The 18,549-nt window shown below is 41.7% G+C and carries 14 protein-coding genes; 5 read left to right on the top strand and 9 right to left on the bottom strand.

The genetic code is table 11. The annotated features are described in order from the left end of the window. Position 1: 1 nt before the first annotated feature. The 3 genes from hldE to H5183_RS11575 are packed head-to-tail and all read right to left on the bottom strand — an operon-like array spanning position 2 to position 3,519. Entirely contained in the window at positions 2–1,441 is a 1,440-nt protein-coding gene (gene hldE / locus H5183_RS11585; RefSeq protein ID WP_145235054.1) for a bifunctional D-glycero-beta-D-manno-heptose-7-phosphate kinase/D-glycero-beta-D-manno-heptose 1-phosphate adenylyltransferase HldE, read from the bottom strand. Then, the gene (locus H5183_RS11580; RefSeq protein ID WP_145235052.1) at positions 1,441–2,031 is read right to left on the bottom strand and encodes an SIS domain-containing protein; all 591 of its coding nucleotides are present in this window, start codon (positions 2,029–2,031) and stop codon (positions 1,441–1,443) included. The genes hldE and H5183_RS11580 overlap by 1 nt, the downstream gene beginning before the upstream one ends. A 33-nt stretch (positions 2,032–2,064) precedes the next feature. Next, positions 2,065–3,519: a capsule assembly Wzi family protein gene (locus tag H5183_RS11575; RefSeq protein WP_182731745.1), complete on the bottom strand. Its 1,455-nt coding sequence runs from the start codon at positions 3,517–3,519 to the stop codon at positions 2,065–2,067. A gap of 153 nt (positions 3,520–3,672) precedes the next feature. Between H5183_RS11575 and waaA the strand changes: the two genes are divergently transcribed. Next, positions 3,673–4,971 (top strand): lipid IV(A) 3-deoxy-D-manno-octulosonic acid transferase, encoded by a 1,299-nt coding sequence (waaA, locus tag H5183_RS11570; RefSeq protein WP_182731744.1) that lies wholly within the window; start codon positions 3,673–3,675, stop codon positions 4,969–4,971. Next, complete coding sequence (locus tag H5183_RS11565) at positions 4,964–5,527, top strand: DUF1415 domain-containing protein (protein WP_145235046.1); 564 nt, start codon at positions 4,964–4,966, stop codon at positions 5,525–5,527. Before waaA ends, H5183_RS11565 begins: the two co-directional genes overlap by 8 nt. A 27-nt stretch (positions 5,528–5,554) precedes the next feature. Here the strand turns inward: H5183_RS11565 and H5183_RS11560 are convergent, their stop codons facing one another. The 4 genes from H5183_RS11560 to purL all read right to left on the bottom strand — a co-directional run bounded on the left by H5183_RS11560 (position 5,555) and on the right by purL (position 12,552). Next, a complete protein-coding gene (locus H5183_RS11560; protein ID WP_145235043.1) occupies positions 5,555–5,890 on the bottom strand; it encodes a YdbL family protein in 336 nt (111 codons plus the stop codon). A gap of 9 nt (positions 5,891–5,899) precedes the next feature. Continuing rightward, positions 5,900–6,082 (bottom strand): YnbE family lipoprotein, encoded by a 183-nt coding sequence (locus H5183_RS11555; protein WP_145235041.1) that lies wholly within the window; start codon positions 6,080–6,082, stop codon positions 5,900–5,902. Then, on the bottom strand, positions 6,075–8,537 hold the full coding sequence (locus H5183_RS11550) for a YdbH domain-containing protein (RefSeq protein ID WP_182731743.1): 2,463 nt from the start codon (positions 8,535–8,537) through the stop codon (positions 6,075–6,077). Before H5183_RS11550 ends, H5183_RS11555 begins: the two co-directional genes overlap by 8 nt. A 130-nt stretch (positions 8,538–8,667) precedes the next feature. Continuing rightward, complete coding sequence (gene purL, locus H5183_RS11545; protein ID WP_182731742.1) at positions 8,668–12,552, bottom strand: phosphoribosylformylglycinamidine synthase; 3,885 nt, start codon at positions 12,550–12,552, stop codon at positions 8,668–8,670. A 253-nt stretch (positions 12,553–12,805) separates the two neighbouring features. Between purL and mltF the strand changes: the two genes are divergently transcribed. Both mltF and H5183_RS11535 read left to right on the top strand, forming a co-directional pair. Then, complete coding sequence (gene mltF, locus H5183_RS11540; RefSeq protein ID WP_259397229.1) at positions 12,806–14,326, top strand: membrane-bound lytic murein transglycosylase MltF; 1,521 nt, start codon at positions 12,806–12,808, stop codon at positions 14,324–14,326. Positions 14,327–14,460: 134 nt separating this feature from the next. Next, positions 14,461–14,628, top strand: a complete 168-nt coding sequence (locus H5183_RS11535) for a hypothetical protein (protein WP_169020230.1) — start codon at positions 14,461–14,463, stop codon at positions 14,626–14,628. Here the strand turns inward: H5183_RS11535 and tadA are convergent. After that, positions 14,625–15,128: a tRNA adenosine(34) deaminase TadA gene (gene tadA, locus H5183_RS11530; protein WP_182731741.1), complete on the bottom strand. Its 504-nt coding sequence runs from the start codon at positions 15,126–15,128 to the stop codon at positions 14,625–14,627. The genes H5183_RS11535 and tadA overlap by 4 nt on opposite strands. A gap of 179 nt (positions 15,129–15,307) precedes the next feature. Here tadA and H5183_RS11525 point away from each other — a divergent pair, with 179 nt between their 5' ends. Next, entirely contained in the window at positions 15,308–16,612 is a 1,305-nt protein-coding gene (locus H5183_RS11525) for an inosine/guanosine kinase (protein WP_145235032.1), read from the top strand. Between the two features lie 20 nt (positions 16,613–16,632). Here H5183_RS11525 and glsB read toward each other — a convergent pair whose 3' ends face one another. Beyond that, the gene (glsB, locus tag H5183_RS11520) at positions 16,633–17,556 is read right to left on the bottom strand and encodes a glutaminase B (RefSeq protein WP_145235030.1); all 924 of its coding nucleotides are present in this window, start codon (positions 17,554–17,556) and stop codon (positions 16,633–16,635) included. Positions 17,557–18,549: the final 993 nt, after the last annotated feature.

The following is an 18,549-nucleotide window of genomic DNA, read 5'->3' as shown; positions in this document are numbered from 1 at the left end:
GTTAAGCCTTTATTTTACTGATCACTTTTGACGTAGAGCAGCCATTTAAAAACTCAAGTACTTCAACTTTTCCGCCATGGCGAAGTACATGATCAGCGCCTGCAATTTGTTCAACAGTGTAATCTCCACCCTTTACTAAGATATCAGGACTGATCAGCTCAATTAATTTAGCGGGTGTATCGTTTTCTTCAACTGCACCAAATGGAATTACCCAATCAACTGATGCCAAAGCGCTCAGCACCATAGCACGCTCATCAAGCGGGTTAATAGGGCGCTCAGGACCTTTTAAACGCGTTATTGATTCATCATTATTTAAACCGACGACTAGACGATCTCCACGTGCTTTGGCTTGTGCTAAGTAACGCACATGCCCCGCATGTAAAATGTCAAAACAACCATTGGTGAACACGATAGTTTCACCATTTTGCTTTGCAAACTCAATATGCTGAAGCACATCATCAAATGGGGTTTGATAATGCTCGCCGGTTTTTTGTAAGTATTGACCTAACTTACGACTTAACTCTTCAGGCGATACCGTAGCTGCCCCTAATTTACTCACTGCAATTCCAGCCGCAAGGTTAGCAATTTCCACAGCATCTTTAGGCTGCATTCCTGCACCTAACATCACCGCCAGAGTTGCAATAACAGTATCACCAGCGCCAGTAACATCACTGACTTCAAGCTGTTGCGCTGCAAAATCGTGTTTTTCATCGGCACTAATAAGTGACATACCTTGCTCTGAGCGAGTCAATAGCATGGCCGCGATCCCTGCATTGCTGATCAGTGCTCGAGCACTGTCTGCTAAATGCTGTTCCGAATCTGTTTTACCACCGGCAAGCTTGAATTCATTCAAGTTAGGAGTAATAAAATCAGCACCGCGATATAAGTTTAAGTCTGAGGATTTAGGATCAATTAGAACTGTTTTTCCAGCACCTTTAGCAAGTTTTATCATTTGCTGGATCAAGCTTAATGAGCCTTTGTTATAATCTGAGAACAAGACAAAGTCGTACTCATCTAATACTAATTCCAGACGGTTTAAAAGTAGTTGACTGTGTTGCTCAGTAAACATCTCTTCTAAGTCAAGTCTAACGACTTGTTGATGACGGCTAATCACACGCATTTTTGAAATAGTTGGCAAATCACAAACACTGACTAATTGTGAATCTATACGTTCATCAGCAAGAATTCGCTCTAATATTTGGCCGCTTTCATCTTCACCAATTAAACCCAACAAGCCAACTTTACCATCTAAACGGGCAATATTTTTTGCCACGTTTGCGGCGCCACCGGCTTTATCTTCAAATTTACTTACTTTAACTATAGGCACAGGTGCTTCTGGCGATATGCGCCCTGAATCACCATGCCAATAACGGTCAAGCATCACATCCCCAACCACTAATATTTTAGCGTTAGACAGTTTTTTTAATAACGCTAAATCCATTAACTCTGCCCCGCTACAACCATATCAATGGCTTCACATAACCAATGACCAATAAACATATGTGCTTCTTGAATACGTGCGGTTTCGTCATCTTTAATAATAATGGATAATTTAGCGATATCTTTTACTTTACCGCCATCGCGGCCTGTAAATGCAACTGTATAAGCACCTATTTCATTTGCAGCAGCTAACGCTAAATTAATATTAGCGCTAGTACCAGAGGTAGTTAAACCAATCACTAAATCCTCAGGCTTACATAACGCAAGAACTTGACGCTCAAAAACTGTGTCAAAGTGATAGTCATTACTATGCGCAGTTAAGATGGAAGTGTCGGTTGTTAGCGCCATAGATGCTAATGGGCCACGTTCTAATTTGTAGCGTACGACGAACTCTGCTGCTAAATGCTGAGCATCTGCTGCGCTGCCACCATTACCAAACCAAACTACTTTTCCACCAGCTTGCAAAGTACTGTGGCAAACTTCAAGCAATTGCATTACTTGAGGGTGATATGTTTCCATCGTTTCAAACAATACTTGGTGACGGGTTAAACTTTCAAGGTAGCTGCTCGCTACAGAATCAATATTAGACATGGGTAATCCTCTCAAAATTAGTCTGACTAGCTACTACCAAAAAAGTGCCACTGACAACCACGTATAGTTATCACCAAATACATCTTCGCCGTAAGTTAAAGTTGTTTCAATATTATATTCTTGCCACTTTCGGTTGTTACTAATTTGTAATTCAATGCCTTGCTCGTAATGCGCACTCTCATTACCATAATCATTAATATAGCCGCTTTCATTATCAATTAAAGTAAATTTTGCACGCCAAAATGAACCTGTAGTGGCAGCATAAGCGGCTTCTATACTATGAATGTTCGACGGCACACCATCACCGAAATAACGCTGATCGGCAGCATAATGGCCTACTACATAACCATCATTAGTATTACCAAACGTCGGGTATATGTAATTCTTATACCAAAGACTATGCATGTTAGTATATTCATAGCGAAGTGATAAACCATTAGTTAATTGAGGTAAAAATACCCCATAGCTATATACAATATTACCAAATTGGTAGTTTTGGTGCTCTTTAGTATCTTCACCACCATACTCAAAATAAAGCTCTGTTGGTATTCCCCAATTAAAGTTCACAACACTTGTTATTGAAGCAAACTGGTCGCCAAGCTCATTATCAGGACCTCCAGCAAGTTCGCTATTATCATTTCCAGCCGGATCAAAAAATGCTTTAACTACATCGCTAAAGCCAACATCGCGAGGCCCACCACCAAATTGCATCATACGATTAATGCCGATTTTCCAACCCTCTACAGGCTCTAAACTAATATGTGTGCCAGCTAAACGAGGTGTGCCATCATGTAATTCATTTTGATATAATATGCCTTTTTCAACATGCTCAAGCTCAGAATAGTAAAGCTCAAAATCAAAGTTCCACCAATTATGAGCTGGTGCCACCATCCCTAATGAAATAGATGGCGAGGTACGGGCATTAGTAGAAACAATCTGAGCTGATTGTTTGAACGGCGAAAACCAATGCTCTTTGTAACCAATATTTAACTGCAAGTCATCGCCAGCAAAGCTGACAAAACTATTATAATTAATAAATTTATTTTGCTTCGCGCGATAATCGACACCTACTTGCATCAAGGTATAGTCATTAGGACGCCAAATACCCTCAAAGAATACTTGCCCCCACTCATCAGAGCTCAAACCACGTTGATTGGCAAGTTTGGTTGCATTGCTGCCATCAGCACGCACCTTAACACCTACTCGAGTAATATTATCGCTGCCTTGATAAGGCTTAATTTTAGCACGTATTGCCGCGACTAAACTTGGCTGTGCATTTTGCAATTTAGTAAGTGCCGCTTCAACTTCCTTTAGGCGATAAGGCTTTGTCATCGGTGTGCCTGACGTCAATGCAAATAACGTATCGAGTTGATGATCAAGCTGTGCATCCATGCCAATTGGTAAGTAAGCAGTTGGTGTTGCAAGTGAAGGCAATGCGCAACTCATAAAACTGGTTAATACCACGGCTTTTATCAATTTGAATTTCATAACGACTATATTTTTCATTAAGGGACGCAAATATTACCAAATTAGCCGTAACTAAACACCCAAAACTCTCTATTCTAACGCTTTTTAACAATTTCGCATTTTGCTTAAAGTGTATCCGCGTTATCATTAGTGTTTATAATTCGAGGCTGAAAAATGGCACGCTTTTTTTATTCACTGATTCTTTATTTGCTAAGTCCTCTCATAACCTTTTATTTATATATACTTAGAGGTAAAAAGAACGCAGGTTATCGCGCGCACTTTGCTGAACGGTTTGGCTTCATTACAGTAAAAAACACCTCACAAGAAAGTACAGTATTAAAAGATGATCTAATTGTGATCCATTGCGCTTCAGTTGGTGAAGTACTTGCTGCAACGCCTTTGCTTAAAGAGCTACAATACCAGCAGCCAAGTAACTCATTTATGATAACCTGTAATACCCCTACAGGCCGTGAACAAATACATAATAATTTTAAAGACTCGGTACAGTGCGCCTATTTACCTATTGATTACCCTTGTGCTACAGCGCGCTTTTTAAAGCGTGTTAAACCCACGTTAATGTGTATTTTAGAAACCGAACTTTGGCCTAATCTTATGGCGCAGTGCAAACAACAGAATATTCCTGTACTGGTACTCAATGCGCGGCTTTCAGCAAAATCACAACAGGGTTATCAAAAAGTAGCGCCATTAACTAAGGTTATAATGCAATCAATTACCGCTTTAGCTAGTCATAATCATGAAGACGCTAAACGCTTTATTGAGCTTGGCCTCAATGAGCAAAAAGTGCATATTACTGGCTCAATTAAATTTGATATAAAGCCAACTAGCGAGCAGTTAGACAAAGTCGACACCCTAAAAAGCCAATACAATAATCAGCGTTTTATCTGGGTTGCCGGTTCCACGCACCCTAGTGAGCATGAGCTAATATTAGCTGCTCAGCAGCAGCTGCTAAAACAGATTCCAGATGCACTGCTAGTTATTGCGCCGCGCCACCCAGAACAATTTGATAAGGTCGCCACATTGCTTGAAGACTCACCATTGAGCTTTAGCCGCCGCAGTAAAAATAACTATCAAAGCGAGCAAGTACTCCTTGCTGATACTTTAGGTGAATTGCAATGTTTATATGGTATGGCCAACATCAATTATATTGGCGGCAGTTTAATTGCACGTGGCGGGCATAACCCTCTCGAGTCAGCGGCATTTTCTGTCGGTGTTTTAACAGGCCCGCATACCTATAATTTCAACCATGTTTACCCTGAACTGATTGCATCAGGTGGGTGTATACAAGTAAGCGATACAACGAAGTTAGCGGAGCAACTATACGAGCTTCATCAGCAACCAGCGTTTTGCCAGCAGCTAGGTCTACAGGCAGCACAATGTGTTGCTAACAACCAAGGCGCCATCGCGAAAACGATCACCATCATTAATAAATTTTTAGAGCCACACAATGACTGAACAAACAAAATTAACCTTACCAGAACAACAAACCCGCTTATGGGTAGCTAATGTCATTGTTAAATATAACTTTTGCCCCTTTGCCCGTAAAGAAGTTGAAAATAATTGCATTCATTATCAAACTAGCCAAGCAACCAGCATTGATGATGCTGTGATGGAGATGATCGAACAATGTATTGAACTTGATCAACAACCGACTCGAGAGACTACATTATTGATGTTTGAACAAGGCTTTACTGACTTTGAGGAATTTTTAGATTTAGTGGATTTAGCCAATGCGCTATTAGTTGCCCAAGGCTTTGAAGGTAAATATCAAATAGCCAACTTTCATCCTGACTATGTGTTTGCCGATAGTGATGACAATGATGCAGCAAATTACACTAACCGCGCGCCTTTTCCTACCTTACATCTAATTCGTGAGGCTAGTATGAGTGCAGCACTTGATGATTATAATGAACCTGAATCAATTCCAGATCACAACATCAATTTAGCTCGCCGAAAAGGCATCGACTTTTGGCAACAATTACTTGCTGGATGCAAAAAGCCGAGCGCTTAGTCACTCAGCTTTTAGCAAAAAGGAATGTTACTTTTTAACCCATTCTCCGTTCACTTCAACAAAGTGACCCGATTGGGTTTTCTCAATCGTTTTAGCAGCTGCCAGCGCTTCTACTTGAGAAAGCGACAAGTTGTTCTTTTTAGCGAGCTTTAAATATTGTGCTTTACGTTTTGCATTAATTTCATCAACCACCGCTTTTGCCTCTGCATTTTGCACCACAAGCCCTAAATAGCCCGAGCTATCCTCACCTACTAGCCCTTGATTTTTTGCATCATCTAACGAAATGGCCCAAGCCGAAAACGACAAACACACCGCACTTAATAAAGTGACAATGCTTAGTTTTTTATTTTTTACTATATTCATACTTGCTCCTTAAAATAATTCGCTGTCATCACTAAATAAACTGTCGAGTTCTTTATCAACTTTTACGCGGATTTCATGATCGACCTTAACATTTAAGTTAATTGTTATAGGCTCCTTGGCGGCCACCTCAACACGATGCGTACATGCACTGAGTAATCCCAATGCGGTCAATATTACTAACCATTTAGTCATTATTACTTCCTTTTGTTGAATACTCTTGTTCAACTTTTTGCGTAATTTCATCACTTAAGCGCAGTGCTCGTAATAGTGTGAACACGTTTTCTTCATGATTATAGTTAAAATTAACTTGCTGTGCTTGCTGTTGATTATACCCTTGCAAATTAACGCCTAAGGTCATCCAGCCGTCAGGTTTTAAGTTAACACTACTTTTAATACTCTGAATATCTAAATTTTCAAGCAAGCCAAGTATAGGCCCTAACTCTTGTTGTTGAGCCTTTACCGAATTAAAAGCTGCATTATCAGTGATAAGTAATTTAGCAGCACCTTGATTAACAAGCTGCCCACCTTTAACCTCAATACCCGCTTTTGTGAAGTAAACAGGCAAGTGTCCAGCTACATTTCCAGTTAAGCTAATACCCGATTTAGCATCAAGGGTAATGACCTTGCTAGCATCTATATTGTCAAATGTAACTAATGCTTGTTGCGGCTCTTCTGTAAGGCGATATTTATCCAGCAAGAAATGCCCTCCCATAACCTTCCCTGTAAGCTCCGTAACAGCAAGTTCATTTGCCCGTACTTGCCAAAACCCTGTTAGCTGCTTCACCACAGCACCAGCTCGTAATTCACTTAGTTCAAATGTAGAAGGCACAACATTAAGCTGCCCTGAATCATAACGACCTATAAATTGAGTATTAAAATGCTTAGCAAGGTAATCTGTGTATAAACCACTTACACCGACTAGCTGTAAAGAGAGATCGGCCTGTTGCAGATTAATATCACCAGCAATACGGCCACTGACTTTACCATCTGTTAAGGTTGCAAGCGGCACAAATTGATGAAGCAGTGGATTAAGCTTAGTAACTAACTGCTCTGAAATTATCACCTCAAATGGATGAGCTGTGCTTGTTATATTATGCATTGCCACAAGCTCTATCCCTTCTACATATATATGATGAGATGCTTGCAGGGCACGACTTTGTAAACCTGTTGAGCTTATACGAATATCGTTAAGTCGTAATTCTTCCGTTTGTAGCTTGGCTAACTTTGTTTCACTGGTTAAATCAAAAAACAATTCCCCTGCTGACAAACTTCCTGCAGCTGTTAGCTGATTCGCCAGCTGAGATAGTTTAATATTCCCCATATTAACAGTATCAATCTGACTCGATAAGCTAGCGGTTAAGTATTGATTACTTTGTAGCTTCGCCTTAAAAGTTGCTTGGTAATTATCAATGCCAATATCATTAACTTTTAATTGCCCCAGCGCTAATTTTGCTGACAATTCGAGAGCAGGCTGTGCAGCCAATATGCTATTTATTGAAAAATGCCCTTGTGCACTAATATGCTGCGCATCAACATCGATAAAATCAGGCAGCGTAGCCACTTTTAACTGATAGTTACCATCAATATCACTGCTAACAACACTCGCGGCTATATCTAATAATGCAATATCATCACTCGAAAACGACAACGCGAATTGTGCCAATAGGGTTTCTAAAGGATTCTTTATATCAACCGCTAACTGTTTAACATTCATTAGCAGTTGTGATCCTGCCTGCAATGTTAGCTGATCTAATGTCAATTGAGTGTCTTGCACAATGATCTTACTAGGTAAAACTAATCGCCAATTTAACGGTATTTGCCGAGTAACAAATTGCTGCTGTGCATCATCATCGATAACACCACCCAAACTTTGTAAACACTCATTTTTGCCATTGAGTGTTGTTGCTAATTGCTGAGCATCTAGGGTTAATGTTTTTGAATTTAAGTTATAGTGACTACTGACTTTGCCACTACTTTTAATTGTCAACGAGCAGGTATTAATGGCGTAAGTGAAATCAGCACCTAGCTGAGTGTCTATATCGAGTGCAATACCATCAAAAACGAACCTATGTTGGCTAGTTAAATTAAGTCCTGCAATCGAGTTTACAGTCGCAGCCTTAAATGTAGAAAGTAGTCGCTCATCAAGCTCAATATTTCCTGCCAGCTTGGTATTTTTAACGTCAACCTCAGCTTTTACATCACCAGTAACAACAAACTCATTTAACATCGGCTCATTTATGCTGATAATAAGTGGCTTTTTTAATTGAGACTGAGTGATCACTAAACGTTTTAGGTGTAACAACGGGCGAGCTTGCGGTAGCGCCAAAGCAAGCTTTTTAGTCACACTAGGCTCAGTCGAAGAATCATGGTTTACCAGTATTAAATTTGCACGGTTAACCGTGATGTTTTGAGTATTGGCCGTAATATCAGCTAATTCAAGCAACTGCCCTTGATAGCCAATACATGCTCGCTGTACATGGAGATCCAGATTGGTTGTTAACGACCAATCCAAACAATGCAGTTCAACTCCAGCTTGATGCAGTGGAGGAGCAACAAAATGCAAGGTGATCGGCATGCGAAAAATATAGCCAAGTGAAAGTACACTTAGCACTAGAATTAATAACCCCCAACCTACACGCTTAAACATATTATCCTTAAAATACCTTTGACCTTTGACCTTTGACCTTTGACCTTTGACCAGCATAAACAAAAAAGGCTGCACAGTGCAGCCTTTTATTCTAGTACTAGATAATGAATCTAGTGTGTATAAATATAGTTTAACCTACATTTTTACGTGCATTGCGGAACATACGCATCCATGGGCTATCTTCGCGCCACTCATCTGGGTGCCACGAGTTAGCAACCGCACGGAATACACGTTCAGGGTGAGGCATCATTACAGTAGCACGGCCATCAGCTGAAGTAATACCTGTGATACCTTCTGGCGAGCCGTTCGGGTTAGCAGGGTATTGTGTTGTAGGATTACCGTAGTTATCAACAAACTTAACCGCTACAGTACCTGACTCAAGCGCTGCTTTCACTGCTGCATCATTAGCAAACTCAGCATGACCTTCACCGTGAGACACAGCGATAGGCATACGAGAGCCCGCCATATCGTTGAAGAATACCGAAGGATTCTCTTGCACTTCAACTAAGCTAAAACGTGCTTCAAAACGCTCAGATTTATTCGTCACAAAGCGTGGCCAATGTTCAGTGCCAGGGATCAACTCTTTTAATGTTGATAACATCTGACAACCGTTACACACACCTAAACTAAATGAATCTTGGCGCTCAAAGAAGCTTTGGAACTGCTCACGTGCCATATCATTAAATAAGATTGATTTAGCCCAACCTTCACCAGCACCTAACACGTCACCGTAAGAGAAGCCGCCACATGCCACTAAGCCTTTAAACTCTTCCAGACTTAAACGCCCTTCAAGAATATCGCTCATGTGTACATCAACTGCCGCAAAACCAGCACGGTTAAATGCTGCTGCCATTTCTAAATGCGAGTTAACACCTTGCTCTCGTAAGATAGCCATTTTAGGCTTAGCGCCTGTCGCAATATACGGTGCTGCCACATCTTCATTTAAATCGAAGTTTAGTTTAACGTTAAGACCAGGGTCTTTAACATCAAACTTGGCATCAAATTCTTGCTTAGCACAATCAGGGTTATCACGACGTGCTTGCATTTGGTAGGTGGTTTCTGCCCAAATAGTACGTAATTCAGTACGCGTATTACTAAGTACAGGGTTACCAGCGCGGTTAAATACCACACTGTCGTCACTGTTAAGTGTGCCAATTTCATGGCTGATTGCAGCTATGCCATGTTCAGCAAATACTGCGTTCACGACCTCTAAATCACTGTTAGCAACTTGGATTACCGCTCCGAGCTCTTCATTATAAAGTGCTTCAATGTCAGAACCTGTTAAACCATCTAAATTAACAGTCACACCAGTATGACCCGCAAATGCCATTTCAGCCACTGTGGTAAATAAACCACCGTCTGAACGGTCATGATAAGCAAGTAACTTATTATCAGCGACTAACGCTTGCATTGCATTGTAGAAGCCTTTTAGTAATTCAGGGCTATCTACATCTGGCGTTACATCACCTAATTGCTTATAAACTTGCGCTAAACTTGATGCACCTAGTCGGTTTTTACCAGCACCTAAGTCAACCAAGATAAGTGAGGTTTCACCTTTATCTGTACGTAGCTGCGGAGTAACCGTTTTACGTACATCGTCAACACGACCAAACGCGGTGATAATAAGTGATAATGGTGCTGTTACTGACTTCTGCTCGCCATTCTCATCCCACTGGGTTTTCATCGACATAGAGTCTTTACCCACAGGAATGGTTAAACCAAGCGCAGGACAAAGCTCTTCACCCACCGCTTTAACTGCTTCGTAAAGACCCGCATCTTCGCCAGGGTGACCAGCTGCTGCCATCCAGTTAGCAGACAACTTAATGTTTTCAAGCGGTCCAATGTTAGCACAAGCAATATTGGTTAATGATTCAGCTACGGCCAAACGTGCTGATGCACCGTAATTAAGCAATGCTGCAGGTGTACGCTCACCAAGAGACATTGCCTCACCATGGTAAGTGTCATACGTTGCTGCAGTTACGGCACAGTTAGCAACTGGCACCTGCCAAGGACCAACCATTTGGTCACGAGCAACTAGCCCTGTTACTGAGCGGTCACCAATGGTGATCAAGAACGTCTTTTCAGCAATCGCAGGTAAACGTAATAAACGTGTTGCCGCTTCACTTACGTCAATATTTGCAGTATCCAGCGCTTTACCAATAACTTGTTGAGATTGCGCTTCACGGTGCATTTTAGGTGCTTTGCCTAATAACACATCCAGTGGTAAATCAACGGGGTTGTTACCAAAATGGCTATCTGCAACGGTTAAATGACGCTCTTCAGTCGCTTCACCTATTACAGCATATTGCGCACGTTCACGCTTACAAATGGCTTCAAAACGGTCAAAATCTTCAACCGCGACAGCAAGTACATAACGCTCTTGAGACTCGTTACACCAGATCTCATGCGGTGCCATGCCCGGCTCATCATTCGGAATATCGCGCAGTTGGAATTTGCCCCCACGACCACCGTCATTAACAAGCTCAGGGAATGCATTTGATAAACCGCCCGCGCCCACATCGTGAATAAACGCGATTGGGTTAGCATCACCTAACTGCCAGCATTTATCGATGACTTCTTGACAACGACGTTCCATTTCTGGGTTTTCACGTTGTACTGACGCAAAATCTAAATCTTCATTTGATTGGCCTGACGCCATTGATGAAGCAGCGCCGCCACCTAAACCAATGTTCATCGCTGGGCCACCTAACGCAATCAACTTAGCGCCAACAGGAATTTCACCTTTTTGTACATGGTCAGTACGAATATTACCTAAACCACCTGCAAGCATAATTGGCTTGTGGTAACCACGCACCTCAAGGCCATTATGACTGGTTACTTGCTCTTCATAAGTGCGGAAGTAACCGACTAAGTTTGGACGACCAAACTCATTATTAAACGCAGCGCCACCCAATGGGCCCTCAGTCATAATATCTAATGCTGTAACGATACGAGCAGGCTTACCAAAATCAGTTTCCCACGGTTGCTCGTAACCAGGAATACGTAAGTTTGATACAGTAAAGCCAACTAAACCTGCTTTTGGCTTAGAGCCACGGCCTGTTGCACCTTCATCACGAATTTCACCACCTGAACCGGTAGCAGCACCAGAAAAAGGTGCAATCGCAGTTGGGTGGTTATGGGTTTCAACTTTCATCAAGATTTCAATGTTCTCTTGATGATATGCATATTCACCTTCAGGATTTGGGAAGAAACGACCCGCTTTCGAACCTTTCATTACTGCGGCGTTATCTTTATAAGCAGATAATACGTTTTCAGGGTTTAGCTCGTAGGTATTTTTAATCATTTTGAATAGCGATTTAGGCTGAACTACACCATCGATGGTCCAATCTGCATTAAAAATTTTATGACGACAATGCTCTGAGTTTGCTTGTGCAAACATAAATAATTCAATGTCGTTCGGGTTACGCCCTAACTTTTGGAAGTTTTCTACCAAGTAATCAATTTCGTCATCAGCAAGGGCAAAACCTTGCTCAACGTTTGCAGTTGCTAGCGCTTCACGGCCGCCGGCTAAAATGTCAACTGATGACATTTGACTCGGTGCATCAGTACGGAATAACGTCGCAGCGTCGTCCATTGCGCTGTGCGTTGCTTCGGTCATGCGGTCATGTAATAAGGCTGCAACTTGATTTAATTGCTCAGCGTTTAAGTCACCTTCAACATAATAAGCGATGCCGCGCTCAACACGGTGTACTTGAGTTAAGCCACAATTATGTGCAATATCCGTCGCTTTTGAAGCCCATGGCGAGATTGTGCCAGGACGAGGCGTTACTAACACCAAAGTGCCTGCAGGTGTATGTTCGGCAATCGTTGGACCATAGGTAAGTAACTTCTCAAGCTTAGTTTGCTCATCACTTGACAGCTGTGCGGTTAGATCTGCAAAGTGTGCATACTCAGCGTATACATTAGTGACTGGAAGTTGCGCCTGTTGGCAACGGGCTAAAATTTTCTGAACTCTAAAATCGGAAAGTGCTGGTGCACCACGAAGGATCAACATAGGTATTTTCATCCGGGGTTAGGGATTGAACGATATTTTAGGCGGGTATTATATACTCAAGTAACTCGGAAATACAGGTTAAGCAGGGAATTAAAATTGCGGCAAGAGCGCTATAAGTTAGCATCGTTTATTACTAATAATGCCTAGTGGCAGATGAAATATCAAACACAGTAAAGTCAACTATGACAAATCGCCAAGTGACGTCATCGCAAAGTTTTGATATAAGGGTGTAATAGCATTCAAGGGGCACAGTATGTTTAAACAAAAGCTAATAACAATCATTACGTTAGTAATGCTTTTGTGTGCCTGCGATATGCAGCAGCAGCAATCTCAACTTAGCCAAATAAAAACTCAAAACAAAATCAGAGTGGGTACGTTAGCTGGAGCAAGTAATTATTATCAAGCAGTGCAAGGTGAACAAGGATTTGAATATGAGTTAGCCCAAGAGTTTGCAGATCACCTTGGGGTTGAACTGGAGATGGTGCCATTTTTTAACTTATCCGACATGTTTTCACGCTTAGATAGCGGCGATTTAGACTTAATAGCCTCTGGTTTAACGTACAATAAAGTACGCGCCCAAGATTACCGTTTTGGCCCAACCTATCGCACAATTAGCCAAAAACTGGTTTATAAACAAGGTAGAGTAAGACCTCGTGATTTTGATGATCTAACCGATAACCTGACAGTACTTGCCAAAAGTAGCCATTCATTGGCACTGCAACAAATTAAACAAACTCACCCCAATTTAAATTGGCGCGAAACAGAAGATCTCGACGAAGAAGAGCTATTACAAGCAGTGATCGATGGTGAAATTGATTACACTCTTGCCGACTCACATACCCTATCGTTGTTTCGTCGCTATCACCCTAATCTTAGTATTGGTTTTTCTGTTACTCGTAACGATCCCATTGCTTGGCTGCTGCGCAAAGACGGCGACGATTCGTTATATGCGTTAATGGTGCCGTTTTTTGGTGAAGTAAAACAAAGTAATCAGCTTTATGTACTTGAAGAAAAATATTTTGGCCATGTCCGCCAATTTAACTACGTTAATACCCTTGCCTATATTGAAGCAATTAAAGAAACACTGCCAAAATATCAACCTTGGTTTGAGCAATATGCAGGCAGCCTAGATTGGCGATTACTTGCAGCTTTAAGTTATCAAGAATCAATGTGGAATCCGCGAGCAAAATCCCCCACAGGAGTTCGTGGTATTATGATGCTCACTCGTGATACTGCAAAGCAGGTCGGCGTAACTAATCGTCTTGCTCCTGAGCAAAATATCAAAGGCGGCGCAGAATATTTGACGAAGCTAGAAAAACGAATTCCCGACCGCGTTCCTCAGCCAGATCGTACTTGGCTAGCTTTAGCATCCTATAATATTGGTTGGGGTCACGTGAACGATGCTCGTATTATTACCGAGCAGCAAGGTGCTAGCCCTGATAAATGGGCTGATGTGAAAAAACGCTTACCGCTATTAATCAAAAAACGTTACTACCGTAAAACCAAGTATGGCTATTCGCGCGGTGACGTTGCAGTCAAGTATGTGGATAATATTCGTCGTTACTACGATGCACTAGTTTGGTTAGATGAAAATGACGCGATCAGCACACCGACTACTGAACCCGATGATGCAGAACAAATAGATCAACCTACTACCCAAGCTGCTGAGATTAAAAATCCAAAGCCTGCCACAATACAAACCACGGTCTCCCCAACAAAAGATGACAGTATCGATGAGCAAGCACCGCAAAAAAAAGATAACGGCGAACAATAAAAATAACTTTAAATGCGATAGGTACGCGCAAACTAAAATATCTATTTACTTGTCATCAAATGATCACTAATGTGTAGTATCAAGTATATAATTAACTTATATCTTTTCTCACTCTCACATTTTCAGGAGAAACCATGCTGAAACGTCGGCGTACACATTCGTTCAAACGAAATGTTATTTATTCATCATCTACCCGTCGCAGAATAATGCTGCGTAATTTACATAGAAAAGTAATTTGGCGTCGCAGAATGTTTGCAATGCAACAAATGGCAGAGTTAAGCATTGCAGCACCTGCAGGTTAAGCCTTCAGGTCACGCAAAGCTTTCTTTGCAGCTTTTATTTCTTGACGGCGGCGTTTAAAAAAATCAGAAATAGTTTGCCCACATAACTCACCTAGTATTCCGGCCTCAACTTCAACCTGATGATTTAATCTAGGATCTTGTAATAGATTCATAATAGAGCCTGCTGATCCTGTTTTTTCATCCGCAGCACCAAACACTAAACGTTTGATACGACTGTGTACTAGCAACCCGGCGCACATAGAGCATGGCTCCAACGTGACGTATAAAGTACAATCAATCAAGCGGTAATTATTAACGACCTTGCCACCTTCGCGTATCGCAATCATCTCTGCATGAGCAGAAGGATCGCTATCGGTAATCGAACGATTATAGCCAGCTGCAATCAACTGATTATCTTTGACCAGTACAGCACCGACAGGAATTTCATTCAACTGCTCCGCTTTTTTTGCATACTCTAGAGCTTGCGCCATCCAATATTGATCGTTCAATTGTTCACTCATTGACTTAATCTTTAACTAATTATTGTTTAATTATACTCACTTAGGCCATTAAAACGCTAAATATACTGATTAGTGATAAAAATAAAACAAATTAAAACAGCTTTAACATGGCTCACCCCGTGCGATTTACGATATAATCTCTCGCTTTTTTTATTTAGCTCACAACACACGGGTAGCAAATGAAATTTCCTGGACGCCGCAGGCATAAACATTATTTTCCAGTGGAAGCCAAAGATCCACTTACTAATCAACTCAACGCCAGTGATAAGTTGCAACGCAGCTACATCACAGGGATAGATCAAATCGTAGTTGATATAGAAGCTAAAGTCGATCAAGCTTTCCTTGACGAATTTCAACTGCGCCGAGGTATGTCGCAAGTTATTGATAGTGATATAACCAATGCATTATATGACCGCTTAAAACTCAACGATATGATCGATTATGAGTTTGCAGGCGGTACTATCGGCAACACTATGCACAACTACTCAGTATTAGCGGATGACCGCTCTGTACTACTGGGTGTGATGAGTGAAAACATTAAAATTGGTAGCTACGCTTATCGCTTTTTATGTAACACCTCAAGTCGTGTCGATCTCGACTACTTACAACCGGTAGATGGTCCGATCGGTCGCTGCTTTACACTCATTGACGATACTGGTGAACGTACTTTTGCGATCAGCGCAGGGCTGATGAACCACCTACGACCTGAATCAATCGATCAGGAGTTAATAGAGAACTCATCGGCATTAGTGATCAGTGCTTACTTAATGCGTACGCAAGGTTCTGAGACGATGACAGAAGCAACAATGCAAGCTGTCAAATATGCCAATGATGCTGGCATCCCTGTCGTACTCACTCTTGGTACTAAGTTTTTAATCGAGCAAGACCCTACTTGGTGGGCTAGTTTTGTTGAAAAACATGTTGATATTTTAGCAATGAATGAGGAAGAAGGGCTGGCAATAACTGGCTTTGAAGACCCTCTACTTGCTGCTGATAAAGCACTTGATTGGGTAGATTTAGTGATCTGTACCGCAGGTGAAAAAGGCTTGTTTATGGCAGGCTACATCGATGAGCAATTTAAACGAGAAACAGAATACCCATTGCTGCCTGGCGCAATACCAGATTTCAATCGTTATGAGTTTTCGCGCGCTATGCGCAAAGTTGACTGTCAGCAGCCAATTCGTGCATACAGCCATACAGCGCCATTTATGGGTGGTCCAGACTCTATTAAGAACACCAATGGTGCAGGAGATTGTGCATTAGCGGCGGTACTACATGACTTATCGGCAAATGTTTACCATAAGCTCAATGTTGGTAATTCAGCTAAACACCAGCAACCGGCAATGACCTACTCATCATTAGCACAAATTAGTAAGTATGCTAACCGTGCCAGTTTTGAGGTGTTAGTACAGCATTCACCGCGCTTATCTCGTGGTTTACCTGAGCGTGAAGACTGCCTCGAACAGGTTTATTGGGAGCAGTAACAACTCCCAATACATATTAGTTAAAAAATAGAGATATCAAGTTTTTTAGATAGCAGCTCAAGGGCTGCTATTCCTGCCACCGAGTTGCCAAATGAATTTAACCCAGGCGACCATACTGCCACTGTAAACTTATTCGGTAACACCGCTAATATAGTGCCCGATACTCCTGATTTACCCGGCATACCAACCCTATAACCAAAATCGCCCGCCGCATCATAGAGGCCGCTGGTAAATAATAATGAGTTGAGCTGTTTGTTTTGCAGACTTGAAAGTACGCGTCTATTAGACACGTTATCTATCCCTTTATTGGCCAGAAAGTTATATGCTTTAGCCAATTCGACACAATTGAGCTCTATTGCACAAAAATTAAAATATGCCCATAACACATCATCAACTTCGTTTTTAAAGTTACCAAAGGACTTCATTAAATGCCCCATTGCAGCATTACGATGACGAAATTCATACTCAGAATTAGCGACCTTCTTATCAATCACTATGCCCTTATTTCCAGACAATAACCTAAATGTTTCTAACATTGAATGCATAGGTGCAGACAAGCGGCTATATAACGCATCACAGGTAACGATAGCACCGGCATTTATGAAAGGGTTACGCGGTATACCCTTTTCAAACTCAAGCTGAGTCAAAGAGTTAAACGCAGTACCTGACGGCTCTTTGCCGACTCGTTGCCATAATTCATTACCATAGCGCTGCAGCGCTAACGTTAACGTCATTACTTTAGAAACAGATTGAATTGTAAAGCGTTGCGAGCAATCGCCTGCGCAAAATGTCTGGCCATCAGTCGTATATATAGCAATAGAAAATTGGTTAGCATCAACCTCAGCCAATGCTGGAATATAATCCGCCACTTTACCTTGTGATAACAGTGGTTGCACCTCAGCGGTAATTTCATTTAAGACTTGTTGATAATCAGAGGTAGGCAAGGTAACCCTCATTGGCATTGAAAACAGAAATAAAATTCTACCATATTAGAAGAAAAGCAGACTGACTTTATTACTCAAATAATACCTAATAAAACACGCTTACAGTCACTTATTAATAATGCTGATTTGCCTTTTACTTACAAAGAGTGCGAGCTTGCCTATCACTTATAGAGGGCGCTAGTTTTCAAGATTAGAAAATGACAGTACACGCATGTCAAAGGTTAACACTGACGGCTCGAAGCCATTAGCTTTCCTACAGACGTAAAAAAGCCGCTTCATTTCTGAAGCGGCTCTCTCAATTTGGAGCCATGGTGCGCTACGCACTAGGATGTCGTGGTGCCTACAGCGATAAAAAGTCACATAGCTAATGTATAGAGTAGGCTTTAGGCTCTTATTCTTTTCCTTTAACCTATTACCTTTCACCTCGAACCTTTATTTTTACTTTATTCCAGACGTAAAAAAGCCCGACTATTTCTAGTCGGGCTTTCTCAATTTGGAGCTTGGCGATGTCGTAGTGCCCACAGCGGTAGAGAGCCACATAGCAAATGCGACACTATCTTTGTGTCGGGGCGGCCTTGTGCGGGGCTCGCCTTCGAGCTGTGTATAGGAATACGAATGCCGTGGAGCATAGGATTGCAAGAGCGGTCACTAGTGAGTTCGGCATGGGGTCTTGGCTTGGTGTTTTCATTTTATTCCAGACGTAAAAAAGCCGCTTCATTTCTGAAGCGGCTTTCTCAATTTGGAGCTTGGCGATGTCGTGGTGCCCACAGCGGTAGAGAGCCACATAGCAAATCTATAGAGTCGGCTTTAGGCGCTTATTCTTTTCCTTTAACCTATTTTTCACCTTGAACCTTCTTTTTACTTTATGCCAGACAACAAAAAACCCGTCACATCGCTGTAACGGGTTTCTCTTATTTGGAGCCTGGCAATGTCCTACTTTCACATAGCAAATGCTACACTATCATCGGCGCTGTTTCGTTTCACTACTGAGTT

The sequence above is a fragment of the Pseudoalteromonas sp. SR44-8 genome, from assembly GCF_014163635.1.
GTDB lineage: Bacteria > Pseudomonadota > Gammaproteobacteria > Enterobacterales > Alteromonadaceae > Pseudoalteromonas > Pseudoalteromonas rhizosphaerae.
This window is presented reverse-complemented; position numbering and strand designations above follow the sequence as displayed.

Bases quoted from the DNA above. Each gene is read 5' to 3' on its own strand.
- H5183_RS11555 (WP_145235041.1), bottom strand. From the start codon at position 6,082: ATGACTAAATGGTTAGTAATATTGACCGCATTGGGATTACTCAGTGCA.
- hldE (WP_145235054.1), bottom strand. From the start codon at position 1,441: ATGGATTTAGCGTTATTAAAAAAACTGTCTAACGCTAAAATATTAGTG.
- H5183_RS11565 (WP_145235046.1), top strand. From the start codon at position 4,964: ATGACTGAACAAACAAAATTAACCTTACCAGAACAACAAACCCGCTTA.
- purL (WP_182731742.1), bottom strand. From the start codon at position 12,552: ATGTTGATCCTTCGTGGTGCACCAGCACTTTCCGATTTTAGAGTTCAG.
- waaA (WP_182731744.1), top strand. From the start codon at position 3,673: ATGGCACGCTTTTTTTATTCACTGATTCTTTATTTGCTAAGTCCTCTC.
- H5183_RS11535 (WP_169020230.1), top strand. From the start codon at position 14,461: ATGCTGAAACGTCGGCGTACACATTCGTTCAAACGAAATGTTATTTAT.
- H5183_RS11580 (WP_145235052.1), bottom strand. From the start codon at position 2,031: ATGTCTAATATTGATTCTGTAGCGAGCAGCTACCTTGAAAGTTTAACC.
- H5183_RS11575 (WP_182731745.1), bottom strand. From the start codon at position 3,519: ATGAAATTCAAATTGATAAAAGCCGTGGTATTAACCAGTTTTATGAGT.
- tadA (WP_182731741.1), bottom strand. From the start codon at position 15,128: ATGAGTGAACAATTGAACGATCAATATTGGATGGCGCAAGCTCTAGAG.
- H5183_RS11560 (WP_145235043.1), bottom strand. From the start codon at position 5,890: ATGAATATAGTAAAAAATAAAAAACTAAGCATTGTCACTTTATTAAGT.
- mltF (WP_259397229.1), top strand. From the start codon at position 12,806: ATGTTTAAACAAAAGCTAATAACAATCATTACGTTAGTAATGCTTTTG.
- H5183_RS11550 (WP_182731743.1), bottom strand. From the start codon at position 8,537: ATGTTTAAGCGTGTAGGTTGGGGGTTATTAATTCTAGTGCTAAGTGTA.
- H5183_RS11525 (WP_145235032.1), top strand. From the start codon at position 15,308: ATGAAATTTCCTGGACGCCGCAGGCATAAACATTATTTTCCAGTGGAA.